General features: G+C 59.9%; 23 protein-coding genes. 10 read left to right on the top strand and 13 right to left on the bottom strand.

The window, feature by feature from the left end; all coding sequences use genetic code 11:
• Positions 1-9: 9 nt before the first annotated feature.
• The 3 genes from secD to C5F52_RS09120 form a co-directional block, all read right to left on the bottom strand.
• Complete coding sequence (gene secD, locus C5F52_RS09130; RefSeq protein WP_104798040.1) at positions 10-1863, bottom strand: protein translocase subunit SecD; 1854 nt, start codon at positions 1861-1863, stop codon at positions 10-12.
• A gap of 20 nt (positions 1864-1883) precedes the next feature.
• Positions 1884-2216, bottom strand: coding sequence for a preprotein translocase subunit YajC (gene yajC / locus C5F52_RS09125; RefSeq protein WP_104798039.1), 333 nt, complete (start codon positions 2214-2216; stop codon positions 1884-1886).
• Positions 2217-2307: 91 nt separating this feature from the next.
• Entirely contained in the window at positions 2308-5847 is a 3540-nt protein-coding gene (locus tag C5F52_RS09120) for an indolepyruvate ferredoxin oxidoreductase family protein (protein WP_104798176.1), read from the bottom strand.
• Between the two features lie 143 nt (positions 5848-5990).
• Between C5F52_RS09120 and C5F52_RS09115 the strand changes: the two genes are divergently transcribed.
• Positions 5991-6476: an Lrp/AsnC family transcriptional regulator gene (locus C5F52_RS09115; protein WP_104798038.1), complete on the top strand. Its 486-nt coding sequence runs from the start codon at positions 5991-5993 to the stop codon at positions 6474-6476.
• A gap of 57 nt (positions 6477-6533) precedes the next feature.
• Here C5F52_RS09115 and C5F52_RS09110 read toward each other — a convergent pair whose 3' ends face one another.
• From C5F52_RS09110 to C5F52_RS09095, 4 genes are all read right to left on the bottom strand, one after another.
• Positions 6534-6821: a Bor family protein gene (locus tag C5F52_RS09110; RefSeq protein WP_104798175.1), complete on the bottom strand. Its 288-nt coding sequence runs from the start codon at positions 6819-6821 to the stop codon at positions 6534-6536.
• Between the two features lie 15 nt (positions 6822-6836).
• On the bottom strand, positions 6837-7109 hold the full coding sequence (locus C5F52_RS09105) for a Bor family protein (RefSeq protein ID WP_201746990.1): 273 nt from the start codon (positions 7107-7109) through the stop codon (positions 6837-6839).
• Positions 7110-7188: 79 nt separating this feature from the next.
• Positions 7189-7686, bottom strand: a complete 498-nt coding sequence (locus tag C5F52_RS09100) for a hypothetical protein (protein ID WP_104798036.1) — start codon at positions 7684-7686, stop codon at positions 7189-7191.
• A gap of 4 nt (positions 7687-7690) precedes the next feature.
• Positions 7691-8977: a murein transglycosylase A gene (locus C5F52_RS09095; protein WP_104798035.1), complete on the bottom strand. Its 1287-nt coding sequence runs from the start codon at positions 8975-8977 to the stop codon at positions 7691-7693.
• Between C5F52_RS09095 and C5F52_RS30030 the strand changes: the two genes are divergently transcribed.
• On the top strand, positions 8910-9089 hold the full coding sequence (locus C5F52_RS30030) for a hypothetical protein (protein ID WP_201746995.1): 180 nt from the start codon (positions 8910-8912) through the stop codon (positions 9087-9089). The two genes, C5F52_RS09095 and C5F52_RS30030, sit on opposite strands and share 68 nt — an antisense overlap.
• A 25-nt stretch (positions 9090-9114) precedes the next feature.
• Here C5F52_RS30030 and C5F52_RS09090 read toward each other — a convergent pair whose 3' ends face one another.
• Genes C5F52_RS09090 through C5F52_RS09080 form a run of 3 tightly spaced genes read right to left on the bottom strand, consistent with a single transcriptional unit; the run spans position 9115 to position 15809 of the window.
• Positions 9115-9753, bottom strand: a complete 639-nt coding sequence (locus tag C5F52_RS09090) for a response regulator transcription factor (RefSeq protein ID WP_104798034.1) — start codon at positions 9751-9753, stop codon at positions 9115-9117.
• A gap of 15 nt (positions 9754-9768) precedes the next feature.
• Positions 9769-11757, bottom strand: coding sequence for a nitrogen regulation protein NR(II) (locus tag C5F52_RS09085; RefSeq protein WP_104798033.1), 1989 nt, complete (start codon positions 11755-11757; stop codon positions 9769-9771).
• The gene (locus C5F52_RS09080; RefSeq protein ID WP_161499674.1) at positions 11757-15809 is read right to left on the bottom strand and encodes a YhdP family protein; all 4053 of its coding nucleotides are present in this window, start codon (positions 15807-15809) and stop codon (positions 11757-11759) included. Before C5F52_RS09080 ends, C5F52_RS09085 begins: the two co-directional genes overlap by 1 nt.
• 12 nt (positions 15810-15821) lie before the next feature.
• Here C5F52_RS09080 and glnE point away from each other — a divergent pair, with 12 nt between their 5' ends.
• A complete protein-coding gene (gene glnE, locus C5F52_RS09075) occupies positions 15822-18560 on the top strand; it encodes a bifunctional [glutamate--ammonia ligase]-adenylyl-L-tyrosine phosphorylase/[glutamate--ammonia-ligase] adenylyltransferase (RefSeq protein ID WP_236657794.1) in 2739 nt (912 codons plus the stop codon).
• A gap of 6 nt (positions 18561-18566) precedes the next feature.
• On the opposite strand, the gene rfaE2 is transcribed toward glnE, so the two are convergent.
• Positions 18567-19070: a D-glycero-beta-D-manno-heptose 1-phosphate adenylyltransferase gene (gene rfaE2, locus C5F52_RS09070; RefSeq protein WP_104798031.1), complete on the bottom strand. Its 504-nt coding sequence runs from the start codon at positions 19068-19070 to the stop codon at positions 18567-18569.
• Positions 19067-20041 (bottom strand): cobalamin-dependent protein, encoded by a 975-nt coding sequence (locus C5F52_RS09065; protein ID WP_236657793.1) that lies wholly within the window; start codon positions 20039-20041, stop codon positions 19067-19069. Before C5F52_RS09065 ends, rfaE2 begins: the two co-directional genes overlap by 4 nt.
• A 48-nt stretch (positions 20042-20089) precedes the next feature.
• Between C5F52_RS09065 and C5F52_RS09060 the strand changes: the two genes are divergently transcribed.
• From C5F52_RS09060 to C5F52_RS09030, 7 genes are all read left to right on the top strand, one after another.
• Complete coding sequence (locus C5F52_RS09060) at positions 20090-20710, top strand: glutathione peroxidase (RefSeq protein WP_104798030.1); 621 nt, start codon at positions 20090-20092, stop codon at positions 20708-20710.
• On the top strand, positions 20707-21996 hold the full coding sequence (locus C5F52_RS09055) for an NAD(P)/FAD-dependent oxidoreductase (protein ID WP_104798029.1): 1290 nt from the start codon (positions 20707-20709) through the stop codon (positions 21994-21996). Before C5F52_RS09060 ends, C5F52_RS09055 begins: the two co-directional genes overlap by 4 nt.
• Positions 21997-22106: 110 nt before the next feature.
• Positions 22107-22880 (top strand): DUF1365 domain-containing protein, encoded by a 774-nt coding sequence (locus tag C5F52_RS09050; RefSeq protein ID WP_104798028.1) that lies wholly within the window; start codon positions 22107-22109, stop codon positions 22878-22880.
• 17 nt (positions 22881-22897) lie between these two features.
• Positions 22898-24136 (top strand): cyclopropane-fatty-acyl-phospholipid synthase family protein, encoded by a 1239-nt coding sequence (locus C5F52_RS09045; protein WP_104798027.1) that lies wholly within the window; start codon positions 22898-22900, stop codon positions 24134-24136.
• Positions 24133-24717, top strand: a complete 585-nt coding sequence (locus C5F52_RS09040) for a chalcone isomerase family protein (protein WP_104798026.1) — start codon at positions 24133-24135, stop codon at positions 24715-24717. The genes C5F52_RS09045 and C5F52_RS09040 overlap by 4 nt, the downstream gene beginning before the upstream one ends.
• On the top strand, positions 24714-25487 hold the full coding sequence (locus C5F52_RS09035) for an SDR family NAD(P)-dependent oxidoreductase (protein ID WP_104798025.1): 774 nt from the start codon (positions 24714-24716) through the stop codon (positions 25485-25487). The genes C5F52_RS09040 and C5F52_RS09035 overlap by 4 nt, the downstream gene beginning before the upstream one ends.
• Positions 25488-25533: 46 nt before the next feature.
• Positions 25534-26022 carry a nuclear transport factor 2 family protein gene (locus tag C5F52_RS09030; protein ID WP_104798024.1) on the top strand — a complete coding sequence of 163 codons (489 nt, stop codon included), beginning with the start codon at positions 25534-25536 and terminating at the stop codon, positions 26020-26022.
• Positions 26023-26028: 6 nt separating this feature from the next.
• Here the strand turns inward: C5F52_RS09030 and C5F52_RS09025 are convergent, their stop codons facing one another.
• Positions 26029-26643 carry a glutathione S-transferase N-terminal domain-containing protein gene (locus C5F52_RS09025; protein ID WP_104798023.1) on the bottom strand — a complete coding sequence of 205 codons (615 nt, stop codon included), beginning with the start codon at positions 26641-26643 and terminating at the stop codon, positions 26029-26031.
• Positions 26644-26710: the final 67 nt, after the last annotated feature.

The raw sequence follows: 26710 nt of genomic DNA, 5'->3' as shown, positions 1-26710 counted from the left end.
GCGACGCGATCAAGCGCGCCACACGGTGCCGATAGACACGCTTTGCAATTTCTTTTGGCGGCCATACCAAACGTTGACCAAGCCACGCGAGAAGAACACGGCCGAGAACATGCTGGTCAAAATGCCCAAGCAATGCACCACGGCAAAACCGCGCACGGGGCCCGAGCCAAAGGCCAACAAAGCCAAGCCAGCAATCAAGGTGGTGACGTTGGAGTCGAGGATGGTGGCCCAAGCGCGGTCGTAACCGGCATGGATGGCCGACTGGGGCGAGGCACCGTTGCGCAACTCTTCGCGCACGCGTTCGTTGATCAGCACGTTGGCGTCAATCGCCATACCCAAGACCAAGGCCATCGCGGCCATGCCGGGCAAGGTGAGCGTGGCTTGCAACATGGACAGCACCGCCACCAAGAGCAACAAGTTCACGGCCAGCGACACGCTGGAGAACAGGCCAAACAGCATGTAGTACACACACATGAAGGCCGTCACGGCCACAAAGCCCCAGGTGACCGAGTCAAAACCTTTGGCGATGTTTTCAGCCCCGAGGCTTGGGCCAATGGTGCGTTCTTCGATGATTTCCATCGGTGCAGCCAGCGAGCCAGCGCGCAGCAGCAGCGCGGTGTCGTTGGCTTCCACGGTGCTCATGCGACCCGAAATTTGCACACGGCCACCGCCGATTTCGCTGCGAATCACAGGCGCTGTGACGACTTCGCCCTTGCCTTTTTCAAACAGCAAAATAGCCATGCGCTTGCCCACGCTTTCACGCGTCACGTCTTTGAAGATGCGCGCGCCTTTGGCGTCAAGCGTCAAATGCACGGCTGCTTCTTGGTTTTGGGTGTCAAAGCCGGGTTGTGCGTCGGTGAGGTTTTCGCCGGTCAAGATGACTTGCTTTTTCACGATGACAGCTTGGCCGCTGCGCTCCAAAAAGCGCTCGGTGCCAAACGGCACAGGGCCGTTGCTGAGTTCGGCGCTGCGGGCTTCAGCACTGTCGTCCACCATGCGGATTTCCAGCGTGGCCGTGCGGCCCAAGATGTCTTTGGCCTTGGCCGTGTCTTGCACGCCAGGCAGTTGCACCACGATGCGGTCGGTGCCTTGCTGCTGAATCACGGGCTCGGCCACGCCCAACTCGTTGATCCGGTTGTGCAAGGTGGTGATGTTTTGCTTGATCGCTTGCTCTTGCACGCGCTTGGCCGCCACGGGGTTGATGACCGCGGTGAGCTTGAAGTCAGCGCCATCGGGTGCGCTGGTCGTTTGCAAATCGGCAAACTGGTCTTGAATCACGCGCTGGGCAGATTCCAAGGTGGCCATGTCACGAAAGCGAATTTCAATGGTTTGGCCATTGCGACTGATACCGCTGTGGCGCACGTTTTTCTCGCGCAAGCCGGTGCGAATGTCACCGGCTAAGGATTCGGCTTTTTTGGTCAAGGCTGCAGGCATGTCCACTTGCAACATGAAGTGCACACCACCGCGCAAGTCCAAGCCCAAATACATGGGCGATGCGCCCAAGCTGGTCAGCCAAGCAGGGGAACGGGCCAAGAGGTTCAAGGCCACCACATACGCAGGGTCGTTGGCGTCAGGCACCAAGGCGTGCTGAATGGCGTCTTTGGCTTTGAGCTGGGTGTCGGTGTTATCAAAGCGGGCTTTGAGCGAACCATTGTCCAAAGTCAACACCTCAGGCGTGAGGTTGGCGGCCTTTAGGGCCTCCTCCACACGCGCCTGAACCGCGGCATCCACTTTGATGCCGGGCTTGCCTGCGCTCACTTGAACGGCAGGCGCTTCACCAAAAAAGTTAGGCAGCGTGTAGATGCTGCCAATCAACAAAGCGATCACGATGATCGCGTATTTCCAAAACGGGTAACGGTTCATGATCGCTTCGTTATCAGTGATTACTTGACTGTGCCTTTAGGCAACACTTGCACCACAGCGGTACGCTGCAATTGCACTTCCACGCCAGGAGAAACTTCCAAGCTGAGGGTGTTGTCGCCGAGTTTGGTGACCTTGCCGAGCAAGCCGCCAGCGGTGGCGATTTCGTCACCTTTGGCGAGCGCGTCGATCATGGCTTTGTGTTCTTTTTGACGCTTCATCTGGGGACGAATCATCACGAAGTACAAGACCACAAACATCAACACCAAAGGCAACATGCCGGTGAGGGAAGACATGATGTCGCCACCGGCAGCGGCGGCAGGGGCGGTTTGAGCAAAAGCAGAAGAAATCAACACGATCGAACTCCAATAAGAAGGACTCCCGCCAAGGTGCAAAACGCCTGAACGGGCCAATCGCGGATTGTATGCGGCAGGGGTGTAACGGGGATTAACCCTGCCAAGCGCCCATCAAACTTGCCCACTTGCCACGCACGGCCGCCAAATGACGGGCTTTGACGTGGCCAAAGCCCTTGATTTGCTCTGGTACTCGGGCAATGTCCATCGCCAGCGCGTGGTTGTCCGCGCTGAGTTTGGCGAGCACTTGATCGATGCTGTCTTGGTAGTCGCCGATCAAGGCGCGCTCGGTGCGGCGCTCTTCGGTGTTGCCAAACACATCGAACGCCGTGCCGCGCAAGCCTTTGAGGTGCTTGAGCAATTTGAAACCGGTCAACATGAAGGGGCCAAACTTTTGCTTTTGCAACTCGCCTTTGGCGTTGGTCTTGGCGATCAAGGGCGGAGCCAAGTGGTAATTCACTTTGAAATCGCCCTCAAACATGCCGTTGATCTTTTGCAAAAACGCGGCATCGGTGTGCAAACGGGCCACTTCGTACTCGTCTTTGTAGGCCATGAGCTTGAACAGGTTTCGCGCCACGGCTTCGGTCAAGCTGGTTTTTTGCAAGGGCGCTTCGGCCGCACGCACACGCTCCACCGCCGTGCGGTACGTTTGAGCGTAGGCCGCATTTTGGTAATCGGTGAGGAAGGCCACGCGTTGGTCAACGATGGCATCCACGTTAGGGCGGGCATGGAACTGCACCACTTGGGCGGGGTTTTGCGAGGCGTCAACCAGCGCATTCACGCCCACAAGGTCGTGCGCACAGTGACGGCCCCACGTAAACGCCGCCTTGTTTTGCTCGATCGCCACGTTGTTGAGTTCAATGGCGCGCATCAGCGCCTCCAGCCCCAGAGGCACCCAGCCCTTTTGCCAGGCGTAGCCCAGCAACATGGGGTTGATGTAAATGCTGTCACCCAGCGCCTGCAAAGAAACGCGGTTGGCATCAAACGCGCTCACGCCCTCGACACCTACCGTCTGCGCGATGTCGGCCAAGCATTGGTCGGCAGGGTTTTGCCAGTCGGTGTTTTTCACAAACGCGGCGGTGGGTGTGCTGTGCGCATTCAAGGCCACATGCGTGCGCCCAGCCAACATGCGCTGCAACGTTTCTTTACCGGCAGAGACGATGGGGTCGCAACCGATGATCAAGTCGGCCGCGGCCATGCTGACCCGTGTGGTGCGAATCGCCTCTTGGTTGTCCGCAATCAGCACATGGCTCCAAGTGGCGCCGCCTTTTTGGGCCAAGCCCGCTGAGTCTTGCGTGACGATGCCCTTGCCTTCCATGTGCGCCGCCATGCCCAACAACTGACCGATGGTGATGACGCCCGTGCCACCCACCCCCGCCACCACCATGCCCCATGCGTGCGCGGTGTTGGGCAAGATGGGCGTGGGCAATGCCACCTCTGGCATGGCAATTTTTGACACGCCTTTGGCCTTCTTCTTCAGCTGACCGCCTTCCACGGTGACAAAGCTGGGGCAAAAGCCTTTCAGACAACTGGTGTCTTTGTTGCAGGTGCTTTGGTTGATGGTGCGCTTGCGGCCAAAGTCGGTTTCTAAAGGCTCGACGCTCAAGCAATTGCTTTGCACGCCGCAGTCGCCACAGCCTTCGCACACGAGTTCGTTGATGAGCACGCGCACGGCGGGGTCCACCATCGTGCCGCGTTTGCGACGGCGGCGTTTCTCTGTGGCGCAGGTTTGGTCGTAAATGATGACCGTGCAACCTTTGATCTCACGCATCTCGCGCTGAATGCGGTCCAACTCATCACGGTGAAACACGTCCACACCGCTCACCAAATCGGCGCCTTCGTATTTCTCAGGCTCGTCGGTCACGATGACGATGCGTTGTGCCCCCTCGGCTTTCATGCTTTGCGCGATTTGCAAGGTGCTGTGCCCTTCAGGGCGCTCGCCCACAGGCTGACCGCCGGTCATGGCGACGGCGTCGTTGTACAAAATTTTGTAGGTGATGTTCACCCCCGCCGCCACGCTTTGGCGAATGGCCAAGATGCCGCTGTGGAAGTACGTGCCGTCACCGATGTTGGCAAAAATGTGTGCGTCGTTCACAAACGGTTGCTGCCCCACCCAAGGCGTGCCTTCGCCGCCCATTTGCGTGAAACCCGAGGTGCTGCGGTCCATCCACAAGGTCATGAAGTGGCAGCCGATACCGGCCATGGCGCGCGAGCCTTCGGGCACCTTGGTGCTGGTGTTGTGCGGGCAACCCGAGCAGAACCAAGGCTGACGGTCGGCCTTGACTTCCACCGTGGTCATCGCCTGTTCTTTGGCGGTGATGATGGCCAACTGCGCGTTGATGCGGGCCGTGATGTCGGCGTCCACACCGAGTTTGAGCACGCGCTGGGCAATCGCCTTGGCGATCAACGAGGGATTCAAGTCGGCATTGGCACGCAACAAGGTGTTGTCTTTGGGATTGGGCATGGACCACTCGCCACCGCCTTCGCTCGTCTCGTTGAACTTGCCCAGCACCACCGGACGCACATCGGCGCGCCAGTTGTACAGCTCTTCTTTGAGCTGGTACTCAATGACCTGACGCTTCTCTTCGATCACCAAAATCTCTTGCAAGCCCGTGGCGAACTCACGCGTGAGCTGCGCCTCCAGCGGCCACACCACGGCCACTTTGTGCAGGCGAATGCCAATGCGTCGGCAAGTGTCATCGTCGAGCCCCAAATCGAGCAAGGCTTGACGCGTGTCGTTGAAGGCTTTGCCGCTGGCGATCAAACCGAGGCGGTCGTTTTGCCCCTCGATCACGTTGTAGTTCAAACGGTTGGCGCGCACATAGGCCAAAGCCGCGTACCACTTGTAATCAAACAAGCGCGCCTCTTGGCTGAGGGCATCGTCGGGCCAGCGAATGTGAATGCCGCCTGCAGGCATTTCAAACTCAGGAATCACGATGTTCACGCGCTCAGGGTCGATCACCGCCGTGGCGCTGGATTCCACAATTTCTTGGATCGTCTTCATGCCCGACCACACGCCCGAAAAGCGGCTCATGGCGATGCCGTGCAAACCCAAATCCAAAATATCTTGCACGCTGGCAGGAAAGAACACCGGCGTGCCGCAGGCTTTGAAAATGTGGTCGCTTTGGTGCGCAGCGGTGGAGCTTTTGGCGATGTGGTCGTCTCCCGCCACCGCCAGCACGCCGCCCCAAGGTGTCGTGCCCGCCATGTTGGCGTGTTTGAACACATCGGAGCAACGGTCCACACCGGGGCCTTTGCCGTACCAAATGCCGAACACGCCGTCAAACTTATTGCTGCCGGGTGGCGCAAAGCCCAACTGCTGCGTGCCCCACAAGGCCGTGGCGGCCAACTCTTCGTTCACACCGGGTTGAAACACGATGTGCTGGGCCTTCAAATAATCCTTGGCCTTCCACAAGGCTTGGTCGTAACCGCCCAAGGGCGAACCACGGTAACCACTGATGAAGCCTGCGGTGTTTTTGCCTTGCAGCGCATCGCGTTGGCGCTGCAGCATGGGCAACTTGACCAAAGCCTGCACCCCACTCATGAAAGCACGCCCCGCATCGAGGCTGTATTTGTCGTCCAGCGTCACGGTTTCGAGGGCGCGGCGAATGTGCTCGGGGAGCGGTGCGTTCATGGCTGTCTCCATTGGTTTCTTGAATTTGTCACAAAGTGTAGGGGGCGCCCCCAGATAAAGGTGTTCTTTTTATTCACCGAATTGCCCTATTTGCGCAAGATTCTTTCTAAAATTTTGAAACCACGAAAGATAAAGGCGTTACCTTGGAGACACTCGATAAATTTGATATCGCGATCTTGAGCGAACTGCAACGCGATGCACGGCTGACCAACGCCGAACTCGCGCAGCGCGTGGGCTTGAGCGCGGCCCCATGTTGGCGGCGCGTGCGGGTGTTGGAAGAAGAGGGCTACATCACCGGTTACCGTGCAGAAATCAACCGCCACAAACTCGGTTTGGGCGTATTGGCCTTTGTGCGGCTCGACGCCGAGCGCAACTCGGGCGATGTGACGCAAGTCTTAGAAGCCGCAATTCGCCAAATCCCAGAGATCGTGTCGTGCCACTACATCAGCGGAACGGGCACCTTTGAGCTGCAAGTGGTCTCGCGTGACCTGAACACCTTCAGCCAATTCGCGCGCGAGGTGTTGATCAACCTGCCGCATGTGAAAGATTTACACACCAGTTTTTCACTGGGCGAAGTGAAAGCGGGCGGGGCCTTGCCGTTGACCCATTTCAATCAACATAAGATCTAGAAGCAAAAAAGCCCAACTGTTGCCAGTTGGGCTCATGCGTTGATTCGAAGAAATCAATTACAGGCAATACACCTTAGCGTCATAGGGGGTGTAAATGCTGCTGGTGAGCATGCTTAACAAGCCATTCACGAATGACGTCACACGTTCCACTTTGACCACTTTGTCAGCGCCACCGCAGACGGCAGCGGCATCGATGGTTTGCTGTTGCTCACCCAAGCCATGCACAAAAAATGTTTGCATGTCTTGCTTGGCGAGCTTGCCCGTGTTGCCATTGATGAGCGCTGTCTGTGTAGAGCAAGCACCAAGCATCGCAACCATGCACAAAGATAAAAGAAGTTTTTTCATAGCAATCATCCTTGATCAACGGATACAAAACACACGGATTTGACGGGGTGCATAAATGCCCAAGGTCACAAAAGTCAAGGCAGCGTTAGCGGCCGTCACTTGCGTTTCTACGCGTTGGACTTTCTTAGCACCACCGCAGACTTTTGCAGCATCAATTTCTTCGGTTTGACCCACACCGTACACCCAGAACGATTGCGAATCGTTGTACGCAGCAGCATCTTGAGTGGCAGGCTGCACATCGAAGCGTTGAACGGCACAACCCGTGAGGGCTAGGGCAGCCGCAGCCACCAAGAGAAGTTTTTCATAATTAAAAATACATAAAGTTTTAATAACAACTACTATAGTTCAAATAAATAACTTTATAGGCTCAGTGCAAACGAATTTGATCGGCCTGCTGAGGCAGGGCTTCAAACCCCACACCCCAACCCGCGCGTTCTTGCAACTTGTTCAGCAAGGTCATCATGATTTGCAGCACATGTGGCGGCAACTTCAAGTTCACGCTGTTTTTGGTGATCAGCTGTAACTCAATCGCCGTTTGTCCATCGTCTTGTGGGTTGATCACCAAGCCAATCACCAACAGTGGGGCCTCTCCCAAAGGCTTTTGCGGTGCGGGTTTGTAAGCGTCATTAAAATTGGCCTGCTGCGCCACCGCTTGCTGTTGGAACGATTGCACCGCCTGCGCCACTTGGGGCTCGTGCGTTTTCTCAAGGGTTTTGACCGCCACATGTTGAGCGCCTTGAATCAAACCTTTGAGCATCATGCGGGTCAGCCAAAAACTGAACTCTTCGCCCGTGCTCGTGTTGAAGCGAAACAACACGCGGTCTTCTTGCGAAATCCACTCGCCATTGAACTGTTGAATTGACATGCGCTTACCTCGGCCACAGCACCCAAAGGCGCAACGGCTGTTTCATGCGCCCCGCAAAGTCACCGGCCTCAGGCCCCGTGCCCGCAAAGTAGTCGGCACGCACCGCGCCGACGATGGCGCTGCCTGTGTCTTGCGCGAACACCAAGCGCTGCAAGTTCGCATTCGGTCCCGCCGACGCCATCCACACGGGCGTGCCGTAAGGGATGGAATCTTTGTCGACCGCAATGGAACGACCCGCCGTCAAGGGCACGCCTTGCGCACCGCGCGGCCCCAAGCGGGCCTCTGCCCCCGTGCGCGTTTCTTCGCGAAAAAACACATAGCGCGGGTTGCTCCAAAACATCTCTTGCACCAAAGCGGGGTTGGTTTGCTGGGTCGCCACAATCCACGCTTTGATGCCGGGCCACGACGCGTCGCGAATCAAGCCTCGGTCCAGCAACCAACGTCCCACGCTTTGGTAAGGCCACTCATTCGCCCCGGCAAACGCCAAGCGCACCACGCGCACGCTGCCGTCGGGGCTTGTAAAACGCACGCGACCTGAGCCTTGGATGTGCAGCACCAGCGCATCCACAGGGTCGGCCAGCCAAGCCACTTCGCGCCCTCGCAAAGCGTCACGGGCTTGGGGTGAGGTGTCAATCTCTTGCCGACTGAACCAAGGTCGACCACTGCGACGCGCCTCGCTCAAAGCATCTGGCGGGGCGTACAACGGCACGTCAAAACCAGGGCGTTGAACGGGCGACACATCGAACAGCGGCTCGTAATAACTGGTGAGCAAGCCATCGACCGAGCCCGTGTCTGCCGCTTCCACACGGTAAGGCTGCAGCTGGCTCATCATCCACACACGGCGTTCGTCCACGCTACCCAAGGAGAGTTGGCGCACGTTTTGGCACAGGGGCGCAAATAAAGGGCCCGGGCGTTCGCAGTTTTGCAGCCAAGCGTTCCACGCGTCTTGCAGATCGTCGTTTTGCCATCCGGGCACCTCGCCCCACGACACCGGCACCCAACGGCTGCGGTAACTGGCGCGCGGATTAGGCGTGCCCGGCATGCCTGCCAACGTGCCTGTGGTACGAGGCAACTCGGGCGCTACGCGCGCGCTTGGCAAGGGCTCAGCCCGCGGCGGCGTACGGCTGTATTCGTCCACCGGCACGCGCAGCCGAGAGCCTGTGCTGCAAGAAACCAAGCTTCCTACAATCAGAGCCCACACCATATGCCATAGGATTTTTTTCATGTTCTTGATTTTGCTTGAAGCGCTGGGCGCAGGTTGCATCTTGGTGCTGATCGTGTGGTGGACCATGTTCTCAGGTCGCAGCGAAACCGAAGCCCAGCACCAAGCAGCGCTCGACCAAGCCGCCGCAGACAGCGCCAAAGACGCCACCCCGACAATCCACACGGAACGCGAGCACTGAAGCGCCGCGGCGCACGCGCGTCACGTCAATCGCCGCGCAACAAATTGGCCAACTCCACTGCCGACTTGACGGCCATCTTGTCAAACACGCGGGCGCGGTGCACCTCCACCGTGCGCACACTGATGTCGAGCTGATCGGCGATCAATTTATTGGGCAAGCCCTCGACCACCAAGCGCATCACATCGCGCTCGCGCTCGGTCAAATCGGCCAAGTTTTGTTGCAAGCTGGTGCGGTGGCGGTGCTGTTGCAAGGTCTGTTGCGAACGCTGTAAAGCCTGCTCGATGCGGTCGACCAAGGCGTTGTCTGAAAACGGTTTTTCATAAAAATCAAACGCGCCGCGCTTGACCGAGTCCACCGCCGTTGGCACATCGGCATGCCCCGTCAAGAAGATCACGGGCAACACCTCCAGCAACTGGCGCTCTATCAATTGCTCGAACAGCGCCAAGCCACTCATGCCCGGCATGCGCACATCGAGCAGCAAACAGCCCGGTTGCGTGGGTCGCCAAGGACCGTTCGTTGGCGCGTTTAAAAACGCCGCAAACGCATCGGCGCTGTCAAACGACTGGCTGGGCAAACGGCGTGAGCGCAGCAGCCACGCCAAAGCCTCGCGCACACCGGCGTCGTCGTCGACGATAAAAACCAAGGCATCTTCGGTGGGCTGCATGCGCGATAACTCCGTTCAGGACTGCGGCAGGGTGAAACTGAACACCGTGCCGCGAGGTTGGTTGGCACGGTGGCTCAAAAAGCCACCGTGCTGCTCCACCACCGTGCGACACAAGCTCAGGCCCAAGCCCATGCCCTCAGCTTTGGTGGTGAAGAAAGGGGTGAAAAGTTTTTCGGCCACGGCCTCTGGAATGCCCGCGCCCACGTCGGCCACGGTGAACTCCAACCAGCGACTCACGGCATTGGAGGCCGCAGGACGCACCGACAGCGTCAGCACTTTGTGCGGCGTGTCGTCGCCCATGGCTTGCATGGCGTTGCGCGACAAATTCAGCAGCACTTGCTCCACCATGGTGCGGTCGCACAACACAGCGGGCAGGTCAAGGGCGCAGCGCACGTCCACGCGCACCCCCAATTTACGGGCTTGCAAAATGACCAACGGCATCACGTCGTCCAGCAACGCACGCGGGGTGACGGCTTCACGCGCTTGGTCGCGACGGCGCACAAAGTCATGCACGCTTTTGATGACCTTGCCCGCCCGCTCCGCCTGTTGGCCAATGCGTTGGATGGCGCTGCCCAACGATTCGGCCAATTGCGCATCTTCCAGCGCGGCATCTTGCAGCAAGTTCAAGCTGCCGGTGGCATAACTCGAAATGGCAGCCAAGGGTTGGTTCAACTCGTGGCTTAAGAGCGAGGCCATTTCACCCACGGTGGCCAAACGCGCGGTGGCTTGCAAGCGTTCTTGACTGGCGCGCGAGACCTCTTCCACGCGGCGTTGTTCGCTGATGTCCAGCACCGCGCTCATCCAACCGGTTTGTTGACCGGTCGCGTTGATGAGCGGCGCTTCAAAAATCAACACGGCAAAACGCTCACCGTTTTTGCGCATGAACACCGACTCCACGCCTTCGCGCGGTGGCGCATTGCCCGCCAAGCGCAGGGCTTGACGCATGCCGTATTCGTCCACCATCTCTGGCGGCCAATACGGCGCGGGAATGCCGTGGCCCATCAGCTCTTTGGCCTCAAACCCCACCATCTCGCAAAACGCGGGGTTCACATACGTGATGCGACCTTGGCTGTCACGCGCACGCAAGCCCGTGACCAAGGAGTCTTCCATGGCCTTGCGAAACGCCAAGGCATCCGCCAAATCGAGCTCCACGCGCTGGCGTCGGCGCATGTCACGCGCCAGCATGGTCAGCACCGTCACCAGCGCAATCGCCATGGCGGTCACCAACGCGGTCAAGACGTTGGGAAAGAAGTCGGGCGCGGCCCGCCAGCTGTCCATGCGCAGCACCATTGCATGGCCCGGAATGTCCAGCAACTGCTTGGCCGTGAAAATGCGTGAGCCGCGACGCGGTGTGCCGTGCATGGCCAAACGCGTGCCATCCGCCTCAGTGAACGACACCTCTTGGCTGCGCGTGAGCTGCGGGCCCACCATGTTCACCAACACCTCTTGCAAGCTGTAACTGGCGACGGTGTAACCCGTGAGTTGCCCATCGGTGATGACGGGCAAACACAAATCCATGATCTCTAAACCCAAGCCATTGTTCAACGGCACGTAGTTGCTGGCCCCATACCCTGGGCCACTTTGACGACGCGCCACACCACAGGCCTGCACGATCTCGGGCTGCCGCGCGGGACGACCCATGCGCGCAAAGACCGGCGCGCGAAACGGGGTGTCCACGGCGGCCAACAAATTCAAATCGGCATCGCGCCATTCAAGACGCACCCACTCGCGGTGTTCGCGCAACAGGCCAGCGGCATCTTGGCTCCACGGCACAGCGCTGCGGTCGGCAAATTGCAGGGCTTGCAAGCTTTGTACGTTGCGGGTGAGCGCGGTGCGAATATCGCCAACAGCGTCAGCGGCATCGCGCTCACTGCGGCTTTGCACTTGGCTCACCTCGTAGCGCCCCGCCAACCACACCAAGGTGCTGAGCATGGACAAGACGAGCAGCACCAGCAGCACCCACAGCACCCAACGACGCAACAAAGTACCCGCGGTAAACGGCATCAGTCCACCTTGGTCACGCGGGGGTTAGCCCATGTGCCGTCAATGTGAAATTCACTGGTACCGGCGCGCACCAAGGGGCGACTCAAAATAAGTTGCGCCAAGTAGCTGGTCAAACCAATCACGGGGTTGATGGTGGCCATGTACAGCGACGCCGTGCCTGCATTGATCTCGGGCACCACCACCACTTTCAGGTCTTGGGTTTCGCGCGCCAAGTCGGCACTGCCTTCCAGCAAGGCGCCGGCCACCACGCCCTTCATTTGCAGGTTGTTGGTGAAGGCCACGCCTTGCTCAATGCGCACATCGCCGCGCACGAAATCAAAGGCAAAACCTTCGCTGAACACATCGCTGAAATCGAGGGTCAAGCGACGTGGCAAGGCTTGCAAATTCAACACGCCCAGCAAACGCGCCGCGCCTGGGTCGGTCTTCAAGAACTGGCCTTTTTCAATGTTCAGGTTGAGCTTGCCCGCCATGCTGGCGTAGTCCAAGGTGATGGGTGAGCCCTGCCACGACACTTGACCTTCCAAGCGTCCACGACCATCGCGAATGGCGTCGGGTGTGCCGAAGCGGGTGAGCAACTCACCGCTGTTGCGCACATCGAGCAGCACATTCAGCCGCGTGCGTTGCAGCCGTGGGCCATCGGCCATCCAGCTCCCGTTCGCGTTGAACGTGGCCTCGGACAAGATGAGGTTGAGCTTGTTCAAGCGCCATTCACGCGCCGCGTTGGCCCCCATGCGGTTGACGGCCTCAATCTCCAAACGACCCAGTTTTTTACCGCGCAAGGTGAGTTCGTTGACCACGATGTCCAGCGCGGGAATGCTGCTGGGCTCTTCGGTCAGCAGGTTCTCAACGTCGGGCACCAAGCTGGGCGGAATGTTCAGATAGGCCAATCGGGCAAAGAGCTGTGCAGGCGTGTTGCCGTTGGCGGGGCGCACTTCGGCCGAGCCGTTCAACTCATCGGCGCTGAGGTTGACGCGCCACACCTCGCCCACGCGCGTGCCGCCCACCAACACATGGTGAATGGCGCGTTCAGCCACTTTAATTTGATCGGCCCGCAACACCACCACATGGGGCACATAGTCTTGCGCATCGTCTGACGCCGCAGCCTCTTGGCCCACCACCGCAGCCTTGGCGGGTTTGCCTGCGGCATTCACCAACGGAGCGCCCGTGAATTGGGTCAAGGCTTGGTTCCACGCATCGAGATCGACAAACGGCAATTGCAGGTTCAGGCCCACGCCGCTGTCGCGCGGGGTCAGCCCGTCGACCACGTCGGCCCCCACGGCCACGCCCCCACGCAACACACGGGTGCGCGGTCCGCTCAGGTCACGCACATACGCCAGCGCCAGCACGCGGCCCACGCTGACTTTGATTTGGTCTTGCAAAACACGGGCCTTGGGCGCCAACGACTCACGCGTCAACTGCATCTCCACCCGTAAAGGCAAGGCCGTGGCGGGCACCTTGGTCATGGGCGCAGGCAAATTCAAGGCCATGCCACGCAGATCGCTGTTGATCAGCAGCTCGGGCTGACCTCGGCGCAGCCCCACGGTGGCGGTGTACGACGAGCCACCCGTGGCACGCTGCGCCAAGCGCGAGGCAAACCCCAACTCACGGGCCTGGCGCAAGCCTTCGGCCGTGAGGTTGCCGTTGATCTTGAGCTGCAAAGGCGATTCACCGGCGGCGGCCTCGAACGACAAGCCGCCGTCAATTTGTGCATCGCCCCCCAAAGCACGGGCGCGTAAGTTTTTGAGACTGAGACCGCGTTCGCTGAACTGCAACATGCCGCGCGTGCGGCTGAGCACCGGAATGCCCGGCATGACCTGCAACTCGTTGTCGGCGAATGCGACGCTGCCTTGCACTTTGGTTTTGTTCAAGGTGTCCAAGGGCACGCTCAGGCTGAGTTTGTAATCGGCATCGCCGCTGGCTTGGCTTTGGCTCAGCACTTGGCCGGTCAACTCGTTCAAAGCCGATTGCGACACCATCGCCAACACTTCGGGCAAAGGCCCACGGGCCTCACCGCTGACGCTGACCACGGCCTTGGCCAAGTTGGGAATGTGCGCTTCGACTTTGCGCCACGTGATTTTGGGCGCACCCGTGAGTTGGGTGCTGCCTTTGAAATGCAAAGCGCTGCGCTCAAACACCAACTCACCGTTGAGCGCGGTCAAAGGCGGCCACTGCTGCGCCAAGGGCGTGCCGAGTTTGGCGGGCACGTACGCGTATTGGCCTTGTGCGATTTGCGCAGAGATGCGGAACTCGCCCAGCTTGGGGTTGTCGAACGGCATGTCGGCCAAGTTGCCACGCAAGCGCAGTTTGACGTTGCTGGCATCGCCCGCTTTGACCGCCTCATGCACATAGCCACGCACCGAGGCCGACAAGTTGCTGGGCAAATAGCGGTACACCTGCGCCACTTGAGCGCGGCTGAGGTTAGCCGTCAGGTCCAACACGCCGGGCAAGCGCGCGTTACCCACGCCTGTTTTCCAGCTGCCGCTGAAATCGCCCGCCACATCGGGGTTGCTCACATGGCCTTGGATGAACTTGACCTGCACTTGGTCGCCATCGAGCTCCCACACCAGTTGGGCCGACGCCTCTTCCAGCGCGATGCGTGGCTCGTCCAAACCCATGGGCAGCGTGAGGCTGCCGTCTTGGATGTGGAGCTTGGCTTTGCCCCCGCGCTGGGTGATGTCAAACTCCAGCTGCGCGGCCTGCACACCGGGCAAGGCGGCCAACGGGCTGTCGGCCACCGCGTCGCGGTTGAGCGAGAACTGCTGCACGGTGCCGCGCGCGGTGTAGTCCAGTTGCGTTGCACCTTTCAGCGTGGTGGCGCGCCGCCAAGTGGCGTTGAGCTGGTTCACTTGGCCTTGTGGCTGAACCCGCGCCAACAGACCACGCGCTGTGTCGGGCAAAGGCAAGCGTTGGCTGATTTGCGCCAAAGCGTTCAGGTCGAGTCGGTCGGCGCTGATGCTGCCGGTGGCGGCATCGTTGGTGTTCCACTGCACGCGCAGCACGCCGCCGGGCCAGTGCTCGCCGTCTTGGGTGTCAAACACCAAGTCTTCGCTGTTCAGGCTCACCTCGTCGCCTTGCCACTTGGCCCCCAAACGGCCATGCACATGGCGCAAGGCCAAGGGCTGGAGGTTGGCGCCCAAACTGGCTTTCACTTCGTCCAGCGCCATGTCTGCGTTGACGCCCACGAGCTGGGCATTGGCCACGTCGGCCCAAAGACGCAACGCACCACGGCCTTCTTGCAAAGACCGATCGGGGTCCATCGCCAGCCATTGGCGCAGCGTGGACAGGTCCAAATGCGGGGCGTCGGCAAACAACTCGCCGCGCCAATGCGCCACATCGCCAGCGCGTTGCCAAGGTGCTTGCTTGAATTTGCCGCGCAGAGAAAAGCGTTGGCCCAACTCAGACGGCGGCGTCGCATCCAAACGCACATCGTGGTGCAACCAGTGGTTTTGCATGACCAACTCCACGTCAGACATGACCAACTCCGGCGCTTGCTCGCCAAAGCGCTGCTCGTCGCGCCAACGCACCACGCCATCGCGCAGCAAAAATTCGGGTTGGGAGAAGAACCAATCGGCGCCGCTGCCGTCCCCCGCAGAAGCCCCCGTGTCGATGCCCGCCACCCACACATGGCCTGCGCTGTCGCGTCGGATGTCGAGTTCGGGGCGATCGATGGTGAGTTGCTCAAACTGCCCACGCACCAGCGAACGCGGTGAAATGGCCACTTGCACATGCGACAGCTTCAGCGCTTCGCGGCCTTGGGCGTCCAACACTTGCAGATCTTGGATGTCAAACATCGGCACCCACCAGCCGCCTTCGGCACTGATGTGGCCGATCTTCACCGGCATGCCCATGGCGCGGGAGGCCTGGGTTTGCAGCAGCTCTCGGTAGTCCCCAATGCGCGGCACAATGAACATGTTCAAGGTGCTCCACGCCAAGATCATGACCAACCACACGGTGCCAACCACCCACAAAGCCGCATAGACCGCACGCGTCCAACGCGAGGGTTTGAGAAGAGGCTGAAGGGGAGGGGCTGACAGATCTGACAATTTATTCATGGTGCTCACAACGTGACTGGAATTATCCCCCCCTCGACCCCCGACTTGAGTGCGCATTCACGCCTTGTCCAACGTCTGCGTCGCCGTTATGGCGACGCCTTGCTGGCCCTGCCAGCGGGCGAGCCCGTTCGGGCCACGATGCAAGCGTGTTTTGACACCTTGCGCCAGCAGCACAGCAGCAACGACGCTCTGCGCATGCTGCGCCAGTTCGTGATGGAGCGCTTGGTGGTGCTCGACACCACCCAACATGCCCCCCTTGAGGTGGTCACCCGCGCCGTCACCGAGTTGGCCGAATTCAGCCTCGACGTGGCTTACGCCGAAGCCCAGCAACAGCTGGATGACATGCACGGCGCGCCCTTGGCGCCCAATGGCAAGCGCGCGGTGCTGTGGATCGTGGGCATGGGCAAGCTGGGCGCACGCGAGTTGAACGTGTCCAGCGACATCGACCTGATTTATGTGTACGACGAAGACGGCGAAACCGCAGGCAAGCCCGACGGCCGCGGGCGCATCAGCAACCACGACTATTTCGCCAAAGCCGTGAAGCTGATTTACAGCCAAATTGGCGACATCACCGAGCACGGCTTTGTGTTTCGCATGGACTTGGCGCTGCGCCCCAACGGCAACTCAGGGCCCAGCGTGGTGTCGCGCCAAGCGCTGGAAGAGTATTTCTTGGTACAAGGGCGCGAATGGGAGCGCTTTGCGTGGCTCAAAAGCCGCGTGGTGGCACCGTACAGCGAGCCGCTGAATGCCTTGCACAACGCCACCGAGCTGCGTGACACCGTGCTGCCCTTTGTGTTTCGCCGCTACCTCGACTACAGCGTGTTTGCCTCGCTGCGCGATTTGCACCAACAAATTCGCAACCACACCGCCAACCACAGCGCAGGCCGCCCCGAGCGCGCCAACGATGTGAAGCTGGGGCGTGGCGGCATTCGCGAAATTGAATTCACCGTGCAACTGCTGCAAGTGGTGCGCGGCGGGCATTACCCCGAACTGCGCACGCGCCCCACCTTGAACGCCTTGCAACGCCTGAGCGACGCCAAACTCATGCCCGCCGCCACCGCCGACACGCTGGCCAAGGCCTATGTGTTTTTGCGTCAAGTCGAGCACCGCATTCAGTACTTGGACGACCAACAAACCCACATGCTGCCCACGGCTGAAGCAGATGTGCAATGGATCGCCGTCACCTTGGGCTTTGCCGATGTGGCCAGCTTTTTGGCGCAACTCAGCGCCCACCGCGAACAGGTCGCCTCAGAATTTGACCGTTTGCTCGGGCAAGGCGAACACGCCGACACGTCCACAGACACCGACGGCACCACGGCGGCCTGCGCCCCTGCGGCCAACGACCGCCTGAGCTTGACCGCCTTGCTGCCCGAGCTGAACGCACGCTTGGCACAACGCGTGAACGACTGGGCCGAACAGCCCCGCATCCGCACCTTACGCGACGAAGCCATGCACCGCTTGCTCAAACTTTTGCAACGCACCAACGCATGGGTCGAAGAAGGCCGCATGAGCGAAGACGCTGCCGTGCGCTGGTGCGACTGGATGGAACCACTGCTGCGCCGCGAAAGCTATTTGGCCCTGCTGGTCGAGCGCCCACGCGTGCACGAACAACTGTTGCGCCTGCTAGGACTGGCGCGCTGGCCCGCCAAATATTTGCTGCAACACCCCGGCGTGATTGACGAGTTGGCCAGCCCGGCCTTGCTGAGCGAACGCTTTAACGCGACCGCGTTTGAGCAAGAGTTGGAGCAACGCCTGAACGCCCTCAAATCGACCGGCCAAGCCGACGAAGAAACGCTGCTCAACTTGCTGCGACGGGCCCACCACGCCGAAGTGTTTCGCACCTTGGCGCGCGATGTGGAAAAACGCATCAGCGTGGAACAAGTGGCCGACGACCTGAGTGCGCTGGCCGACAGCCTGCTGAAAATCACCAGCCGTTGGGTGTGGCAAAACGTCAAGCAACGCCACCGCGATGCGCCGCAAATTGCCATCCTCGCCTACGGCAAATTGGGCGGCAAAGAGCTGGGCTACGGCAGCGACTTGGACATCGTGTTTGTGTACGAAGACGAGCACCCGCAAGCGGGCGAAATTTACGCCGCCTTTGTGCGCAAGCTCATCAACTGGTTGAGCGTGAAAACCAGTGAGGGCGATTTGTACGAGATCGACACCGCTTTGCGGCCCAACGGCAACTCAGGGCTGCTGGTCTCCTCGTTCGAGGCCTACGCCAACTATCAAGAACAACGCGGCGACAACACCGCTTGGACGTGGGAGCACCAAGCCATGACGCGGGCGCGTTTTTGCATCGGCATGCCCGAACTGAAAGCCCGTTTTGACACCGTGCGCGCCAACGTGATCAACGCCCCGCGCGACCAAGCGGCCTTGCGAGAAGAAATTGTGGGCATGCGCGACAAACTGCGCGCGGCACGCCCCGTGAAAGAGGGCTTCTTTGATGTCAAACACAGCGCCGGCGGCATGGTAGACGTTGAGTTCGCCGTGCAGTACCTGGTGCTGGCTTATGCCCAGCAACACCCCGCGTTGTTGGACAACGTGGGCAACATTGCCTTGTTGCACCACGCAGAAGTGGCCGGTTTGTTGCCCAAGGGCGTGGGCGTGGCGGCGGGCAGCGCTTACCGCGAACTGCGTCGGGTGCAACACCGTGCGCGGCTGGACGAATTGCCCACACAAGTACCACTCACTGAATTAAGCCAAGAGCGCGCAGCCATCTTGGCGTTGTGGCAGGCGGTGTTTGCTTAAAAAGCGTCAGCCTTGGCGGATTTTTTTCACCAAGGCTGTGGTCGAGTAGCCGTCCACAAATGGAATGGCTTGCGCACGGCCGCCATAGGCCAGCACCACTTGGGTTTCGGCCAGTTTGCCCATGTCGTAATCGCCGCCTTTGACCAACACGTCGGGGCGTAATTCGGTGATGAGTTCCAACGGGGTGTCCTCGTCGAACCACGTCACCAAGCTGACCGATTCCAGCGCAGCCATCAAGGCAGCGCGATCCGCCTCGTGGTTCAAAGGACGGTCTGGGCCTTTGCCTAGGCGACGCGCCGAGGCGTCGCTGTTGAGCGCCACCACCAAACTGCCGCCCAGCGAACGGGCTTGTGCCAAATAGCTGGCATGGCCACGGTGCAACACGTCAAACACGCCATTGGTGAACACCACGGGCCCTTGCGCACGCAAGGCGGCCACCCGCGCAGGAGCGTCGGCACGCGACACCAATTTGGACAAAAAAGCGGGCGGGGGCAAAGCGGTGTCGGTCATGGTTTCAATTTTAAGGCGGCACTGCGCCAGCGCTTCACCTGCACCGCCACATCGGCCAAACCACGCAACACCTCCACATCCGCAAGCTTGCGACGCTTCAACGCGGCGGCTTGCCCACCTGCCCACACGGTCACGGTGGTGGGCAAATGTTGTCGCAATTCGGTCAAACCGTCCAACACATCGTTGGTTTTCATGAGGCTGCTGAAGCTCAAAGCCACCACGTCCACACGATGCGCCAGCGCGGCGTGCGCGATGTCGCGCACTGGCGTTTGGGTGCCCAAAGACAAGCAGGCACAGCCCTGCTCGACCAGCAAGGCCTCGACCATCAAAATTCCCAAACCATGCGACTCTTGCGGAAAAGTCGTCAGCAGCACTTTGGGCAAACCCATCTTCGAGGACTTGGCGCAGTTGGCGATGCCTAGGCGCATCACGCGGATGACGCACTCTGTGAATAAATGCTCTTCAAAGATTGCCAACTCACCACGTACCCAAGCGTCGCCGACGCTCACAGCCAGGGGTGCCACGAGGTCGGTGACGAAGTCGCTCAAGCCTTCACGCGTCAAGGCTTGGGTGAGCTGGTTTTGCAAGGCTTCGCTGTCATGGCTTTTGATCACATCGAGGTAGGACTGCAAGTGTTCGGGGGGGGCGATGGGCGTGGGCGTCTGGCCAAGCGCACCTTGACTGAGCGTCAACAACGCTGCCACAGGCTGGGCCACGATGCGCCCGGGTCGGTGGCCTTGGTCCATCAAACGCCGAATGACGCGCAGTTTTTCGACTTGCTCAGACGGGTAGCTGCGCTCGCCAAAGGCGTCACGCGCCGGCACAGGAAAGCCGTACCGACGCTCCCACACGCGCAAGGTATCTTTGCCAATGCCGGTGTCACGCTCGACGGCGGCGATCGACAGCATCATGGCTTCTGGTGAAACGGAGGTGGTCATGGGTTGAAAAAATCCGGTGGCAACAATGGGCATTCGGTTTGTCTCAGACAATACGTCAAGAATAAGCCATCATGGGGTCCTATGAAAATTAATTCACTTCGCCTGAAACTGCTTGGCTGGACGCTTTTGGCAAGCGCAGGGGCATCGTGGACGGCACTGAACGCCACAGAGACCGCACCAACAGGTGCCTCGACCTCGGCCCAGGCCGCTTGTCCGCGTGTGTTGCAACACACCGTTTTGCGTTTGCAAGATGAAAAGCCACAAGCCTTGTGCCAATACGCGGGGCAAGTGGTGGTGGTGGTGAATACGGCCAGTTTTTGCGGCTTCACGCCCCAATACAAAGGCTTAGAAGCCTTGCACGCCAAATACAAAGACCGAGGCTTGGTCGTGCTGGGTTTTCCGAGCAACGACTTTTCGCAAGAACCCGACAGCAACGCCAAGATCGCCGATTTTTGCGAGAACACCTTTGGCGTGAAGTTCCCCATGTTTGTCAAAACCACCGTGCGCGGCGCCGATGCGCTGCCGTTGTTCAAGCAATTGGCAGAGCAAACGGGCACCACGCCCAAGTGGAACTTTTACAAATACATCATCAGCCGCGATGGCCAGCACATCAAAAGCTTCAGCAGCATGACGGGGCCGCAAGACAAAGCCTTTGTACAAGAGATTGAAAAGCAATTGGCGCTCAAAGGTGCGGGGCAATGACACGACGCGTTGCCATTGTGGGCTCAGGCATCTCGGGCCTGTCCGCTGCGCACCACTTGCATGGCCATGCCGAGCTGACGCTGTTTGAAGCGGGCGATTATTTTGGTGGCCACACCCACACTGTGGATGTCACCTTGCCCTCGCCAACCGGCTTGCAAACCCACGGTGTAGACACGGGTTTTTTGGTTTACAACGAACGCACGTACCCGGGCCTGATTGGCTTGTTCGACGAGCTGCAGGTGGCCACGGCCAAATCAGACATGTCGTTTTCGGTGCAAGTGCCGGGCGCGCCCGGGCAGCGCGCCTTGGAGTGGAACGGCGCCAACTTGAACACCGTGTTTGCGCAACGCAGCAATCTGTTCAAGCCCAGCTTCTTGAAAATGCTGCGCGATGTGATGCGCTTCAACGCCTTGGCCACCGCGCTAGCCGAACGCAACCAAGACCACGAACTGGCACAACCGCTGCAAGACTTTTTGCGCACCCACGCCTTTGGCGACACCTTCCGCGACTGGTATTTGCTGCCCATGCTCGGCTGCATTTGGAGTTGCCCCACCGACCAAATGCTGCAATTTCCCGTCGCCACCATGGTGCGGTTCTGCCACAACCACGGACTGATTCAAGTCAACAACCGCCCGCAATGGCACACCGTGGCGGGCGGCGCGAAACACTACGTCGACAAAATCGTGGCGCGCATTGCCGACAAACGCCTGAACACGCCCGTGCTGCGCATCGCGCGTGACGACCAAGGTGCCACCGTGCACACACACACCGGCAGCGAACGTTTTGATGCCGTCATTTTGGCCACCCATGCGAACCAATCGTTGCGCATGCTGGCTGCGCCAACGTCTCAAGAACAAGCCACGTTGGGTGCGATTCGCACGCACCCGAACCGTGCCGTGCTGCACACCGACACCTCGGTCATGCCCAACAAAAAACTCGCGTGGGCGGCCTGGAACTACGAACGCGCCGCGCAGCACAACACCGAGTCCGCGCGCGTGTGTTTGCACTACTGGCTCAACCTCTTGCAACCGCTGCCGTTCACGCAAGACGTGTTCGTGTCGCTCAACCCTGTGCACGAGATTGACCCCGCCCATGTGCTGGGCACCTACGACTATGCCCACCCCGTGTTTGACTTGGCCGCCATTCAAGCGCAGGCGGACATGCCAGCACTGCAAGGCCAGCAGCGCACGTGGTTTGCCGGCGCATGGATGGGCTACGGCTTTCATGAAGACGGCTTCAAAGCTGGGCGTGCTGCCGCACAGAGCTGGCTGGCGTCTTGCCCCTGAAGTCGCACGGAGCGCGCACTGAACCCGCCATGCACACACCGACCACGCCATCAACCCACGATGCTGCGCAAGGCGCGGTGCCTCACGTTTTGCCAACAAGCGCAGCGTCGATGACGGCCTCTCAAGCGTCTGGGGAAACAGGTTTGATTGGGTTTGGCCAAGTGCGCCACACGCGCCTGCGTCCCGCGCACCACGCGTTTGCCTATGCCACTTATTTTTTGATGCTGCCCATGCGCAACTTGGCGGCCGTCAACACCACGTTGGCCGTCAATCGTGCAGGCGCCATCAGCTTTCACGACGTCGACCACGGCGATGGCCGCAGCCCCGCACAAGGCGGTGCGCTGGCTTGGCTGGATGAACTGCTGCAGGCCCAAGGCATCACCGACGCCACGGGCGAGGTGTGGCTGCATTGCTACCCACGCGTGTTGGGCTACACCTTCAAACCCGTGAGTTTTTGGTACTGCCACGCGGCAGATGCCTCGTTGCGCGCCATCGTGGTTGAGGTGAACAACACCTTTGGCGAGCGCCATTGCTACTTGCTGGATCGCCCGCGCTACGGCGTCGAACTTCGCGCCGACAAGGTGTTTCATGTGTCGCCGTTTTGCGCGGTGCAAGGCGACTACCGTTTTCGCTTCATGCGCACCGCCACCCACACCGTGGCCCGCGTCGACCACGACGACGCACAAGGCCCGTTGATCGAAACCAGCGTCAGCGGCGAGCTTCAGGCCATCACGCCCGCCGCTTTGCGACGTGCCCTGTGGCGCTACCCGCTGATGACCGCCATGGTCATGGCGCGCATCCACTGGCAAGCCTTCAAGTTGTGGCGCAAACGCGTGCCGTTTTTTCGGCAACCCGCGCCGCCCAAAGATTTTGTGACACGCTGATTCAAAGACCCCCAGCCATGACCACCACACGCAACGACACCTCCCCAAACGCCCTCGCACGCAGTGCCATGCCCTCGGCTGCGCGTCGCGTGTTGGGCCTGCTGCAACGTCTCAAGCACGGCACCTTGCATGTGCAATGGCCCGATGGCAGCACCGAGCAATTTGGCGAAACCCCCACACAAGGCCCCGCCTTGCATGCCAGCCTGCATTTGCACAACTGGACACCGCTGACGCAAGCCCTCAAATCGGGCGACATTGGTTTTGCAGAAAGCTACATCGCGGGCGACTGGAGCACCCACAACTTGGCCGACTTGTTGCAACTCTTGGTCGCCAACCGCCGCGACATGGACGACCTGATTTATGGCCACTGGCTGGGTCGACTGATGTACCGCGTGAAGCATTTGCTCAACCGCAACACGCGCCGTAACAGTGCCAAAAACATCCACGCCCATTACGACTTGGGCAACGCGTTTTACGAGCTGTGGCTAGACGGCACGATGAACTATTCGTCCGCTTGGTTTGACGGCGATCGCAGCCAACCCATGGCCCAAGCCCAAAGCGCCAAGGTGCGCCGCGCCCTGCGCATGGTCGACGTGAAACCCGGCGACCGCGTGATGGAAATTGGCTGCGGCTGGGGCGCGTTGGCCGAGATGGGCAGCACCGAATTTGGCGCCCACATGAGCGGCGTGACCTTGAGCCACGAACAACTGGCCTACGCCAAGCACCGCATGCAAGCCTTGGGCAAACAAGACCAAAGCAACTTGCGCTGGCAAGACTACCGCGACATCGACGATGGCCCGTATGACGCCGTGTGCTCCATCGAAATGATCGAAGCCGTCGGTCAAGAATATTGGCCCACCTATTTCGAGACTGTGGCTCGCTTGCTCAAGCCGGGTGGCAAAGCGTGTATTCAGAGCATCGTCATCGACGACAGCTTGTTTGACCGCTACGTCACCAGCACCGACTTCATCCAGCAATACATCTTCCCCGGTGGCTGCTTGCCCTGCCCACGCGAGTTCCGCGCCCAAGCGGCCAAAGCAGGCCTCAAAGTGGTGGATGAAATGGCCTTCGGCTTGGACTACGCCGAGACCTTGCGGCGTTGGCGCCAGCAGTTCATGGCCGACCAAGCGCAGGTGTTGGCACTGGGTTTTGACTTGCGCTTTATTCGCATTTGGGAGTTTTACCTCGCCTACTGCGAAGCCGCCTTTGAACAGCACAACATCGACGTGGTGCAGTACACCTTGGTCAAGCCATGAACACGCGTCGCGGTTTTTTAAGCGTTGGCCTGCAGGCAGGACTGACGCTCGCCGCCCTAGGGCAATGGCCACACGCTGACGCACAAGCCCAAGCGACCGAGCCCTTACCCACACAACGTCTGCAAGGCTGGCTGAGCACGCCACGGCTGATTGGGCAACAGCGCTTCACCTACTGGGGGTTTTCGGTCTACGACGCCAGCCTGTGGGCCAATGCCACGTTTACAGCCAACGATTGGGCCAAGCAAGCCTTGGCGTTGGAGCTGCGTTACTTGCGTGACTTCAAGGGCGCCGACATTGCCCAGCGCTCGATGGATGAGATGCAAGGCCAGCGCGCACTCACGCCCACACAAAGTCAAAACTGGTCGACCCAGCTACAGCAACTCATTCCCAACGTGCGCGAAGGTGAGCGGCTCACCGGCATCTACGCCCCGCAAAAAGGCCTGCGACTTTTGCACCAAGACCAGCTGCTGGGCGAGGTGCGCGACCACGAATTGGCGCAACGCTTCATGGGCATTTGGTTGGCACCCGAGACCTCGCAGCGGCAACTTCGTCAACAACTTTTAGCAGGCGCACAGCCATGAACCCCCTCAACCCACCCATCACCGATTGGCAAGGCCGCAGCGTGTGGTTGATCGGGGCCTCCAGCGGCATAGGCTTGGCCACTGCCCAAGCGCTCCACACAGCCGGTGCGCGCGTGGTGGTGTCGGCACGCAAAGCGGAGTTACTGCAACAGTTTGTGAACACACATCCCGGCGCCCAAGCCGTGGTGCTGGACGTGAGCGACAGCGCCGCCGTGCACCAAGCCGCCCAACATATCCAAACTGAACAAGGCTTGGACGTGGTGATTTACTGCGCAGGCCACTACAAACCCGTGCGTGCCACCGACTACAACTTGGACGAAATGCTGCGCCATCAATCGGTGAATTACGTCGGCGCGCTGCACATGCTTGACGCCGTGTTGCCCCCGCTGTTGGCACAAGGCTTTGGCCACCTCAGCCTCGTCGCCAGCGTGGCGGGCTACCGAGGCTTGCCACAAAGCTTGGCCTACGGCCCCACCAAAGCTGCGCTGATTCATTTGGCAGAGGCTTTGTATTTGGATGTGTCGGCGCACGGCTTGGGCGTGAGCGTGGTGAACCCCGGTTTTGTAGAAACCCCGTTGACCGCGCAAAACACCTTCCACATGCCCGCCTTGATTGGCCCCGAACAAGCCGCGCACGAGATGCTGCGCGGTTGGGCCAAAGGCGCTTTCGAGATTCACTACCCCAAACGCTTCACACGCTGGCTCAAGCTCATGCGCGTGTTGCCCTACCGGTGGTACTTTGCGTTGGTGCGCCGCGCCACGGGCCTCTGACAGCCGCGACTTACAAAGCGCACACCCAGCTCAACAGACAAGACCTATGCTCACCGAAACGCCCTTGTTCGACAAGCCAAGCCAGAGCAGCGACTCTGAAGCCGCCGCGCTGCAACGTGTGGTCGATTTTTTTGAACAACTGCAACCCGCCGATGTGGCCCGCATCGCCGACATCTACACGGCTGACGCGCAGTTCAAAGACCCGTTCAACGAGGTGCAGGGCGTGCCCGCCATTGAGGCCATCTTTGCGCACATGTTCCGCGAACTCGACGCCCCACGCTTTGTCATCACCCAGCGCGTGCAGCAAGGTGCGCAATGTTTTGTGACCTGGGATTTTTTGTTTGCCATGCGTCGGTTTGACGCTGGCAAAACACAAGTGATTCGTGGTGCCAGCCACTTGGTGTTGCGCGAAGAAGCAGGCGTGTGGCGCGTGGCCGTGCACCGCGATTACTGGGATGCTGCCGAAGAGTTGTACGAAAAGCTGCCCGTGCTGGGCAGCCTGATGCGTTGGCTCAAACGGCGAGCCAACCGTTAAGGCGCTTTAAGCGGGCGCCGTGTCTTTGAAACTTTGGCGCTGCGACAAGCGTTCAAACAACTCGGCCAAGTTGGCGTGACGCTCGCGCCAATTGATCTCGGGAAAACGGAAATCAAGGTAGCCCAAAGCGCTGCCCACGGCAATGTCACTCAAGCTCAGATGAATGCCCACGCAGTGGCTGCGCTCCCCCAAGCCACGGCTCATGGCGGCCAAGCTGTCGTCGATCTTTTTCATCTGACGTTCTATCCACGCTTGGCTGCGCTCGTTGTCTTTGCGACCGATCCAATGGGCTTCTAAGCGCGCCAGAATGGCAGCGTCCAACAGACCGTCAGCCAAGGCTTCCCATGTTTTCACTTCGGCGCGCTCGCGGCCGCCAGCAGGAATCAACTTGCCCACGGGTGACAGGGTGTCGATGTATTCCACGATCACGCGCGAGTCAAACAGCGCCTCACCACCTTCCATGACCAGGCAAGGGACTTTGCCCAGCGGGTTCGCGTCGGCGATGGTGGTGTCGGCGGCCCACACATCTTCGGTGACGAACTGAAAGTCCAGCTTTTTCTCGGCCATGACGATGCGCACTTTGCGCACGTAGGGACTGGTGACGGCACCAATGAGTTTCATACGTTCATTTGAAATTGACAGAGTGCGTATTTTATAGAGGTGCATTGCATGCACTCAGGTCAGCGGC

Source organism: Limnohabitans sp. TS-CS-82, from assembly GCF_002943475.1.
The sequence above is the reverse complement of the archived record's forward strand: the minus strand, read 5'-3'. Positions and strand labels throughout refer to the sequence as shown.

Bases quoted from the DNA above. Each gene is read 5' to 3' on its own strand.
- secD (WP_104798040.1), bottom strand. From the start codon at position 1,863: ATGAACCGTTACCCGTTTTGGAAATACGCGATCATCGTGATCGCTTTG.
- C5F52_RS09120 (WP_104798176.1), bottom strand. From the start codon at position 5,847: ATGAACGCACCGCTCCCCGAGCACATTCGCCGCGCCCTCGAAACCGTG.
- C5F52_RS09110 (WP_104798175.1), bottom strand. From the start codon at position 6,821: ATGAAAAAACTTCTTTTATCTTTGTGCATGGTTGCGATGCTTGGTGCT.
- C5F52_RS09100 (WP_104798036.1), bottom strand. From the start codon at position 7,686: ATGTCAATTCAACAGTTCAATGGCGAGTGGATTTCGCAAGAAGACCGC.
- C5F52_RS30030 (WP_201746995.1), top strand. From the start codon at position 8,910: ATGTTCTTGATTTTGCTTGAAGCGCTGGGCGCAGGTTGCATCTTGGTG.
- C5F52_RS09095 (WP_104798035.1), bottom strand. From the start codon at position 8,977: ATGGTCCACCACACGATCAGCACCAAGATGCAACCTGCGCCCAGCGCT.
- C5F52_RS09090 (WP_104798034.1), bottom strand. From the start codon at position 9,753: ATGCAGCCCACCGAAGATGCCTTGGTTTTTATCGTCGACGACGACGCC.
- C5F52_RS09085 (WP_104798033.1), bottom strand. From the start codon at position 11,757: ATGCCGTTTACCGCGGGTACTTTGTTGCGTCGTTGGGTGCTGTGGGTG.
- C5F52_RS09080 (WP_161499674.1), bottom strand. From the start codon at position 15,809: ATGAATAAATTGTCAGATCTGTCAGCCCCTCCCCTTCAGCCTCTTCTC.
- rfaE2 (WP_104798031.1), bottom strand. From the start codon at position 19,070: ATGACCGACACCGCTTTGCCCCCGCCCGCTTTTTTGTCCAAATTGGTG.
- C5F52_RS09065 (WP_236657793.1), bottom strand. From the start codon at position 20,041: ATGCCCATTGTTGCCACCGGATTTTTTCAACCCATGACCACCTCCGTT.
- C5F52_RS09060 (WP_104798030.1), top strand. From the start codon at position 20,090: ATGAAAATTAATTCACTTCGCCTGAAACTGCTTGGCTGGACGCTTTTG.
- C5F52_RS09055 (WP_104798029.1), top strand. From the start codon at position 20,707: ATGACACGACGCGTTGCCATTGTGGGCTCAGGCATCTCGGGCCTGTCC.
- C5F52_RS09050 (WP_104798028.1), top strand. From the start codon at position 22,107: ATGACGGCCTCTCAAGCGTCTGGGGAAACAGGTTTGATTGGGTTTGGC.
- C5F52_RS09045 (WP_104798027.1), top strand. From the start codon at position 22,898: ATGACCACCACACGCAACGACACCTCCCCAAACGCCCTCGCACGCAGT.
- C5F52_RS09040 (WP_104798026.1), top strand. From the start codon at position 24,133: ATGAACACGCGTCGCGGTTTTTTAAGCGTTGGCCTGCAGGCAGGACTG.
- C5F52_RS09035 (WP_104798025.1), top strand. From the start codon at position 24,714: ATGAACCCCCTCAACCCACCCATCACCGATTGGCAAGGCCGCAGCGTG.
- C5F52_RS09030 (WP_104798024.1), top strand. From the start codon at position 25,534: ATGCTCACCGAAACGCCCTTGTTCGACAAGCCAAGCCAGAGCAGCGAC.
- C5F52_RS09025 (WP_104798023.1), bottom strand. From the start codon at position 26,643: ATGAAACTCATTGGTGCCGTCACCAGTCCCTACGTGCGCAAAGTGCGC.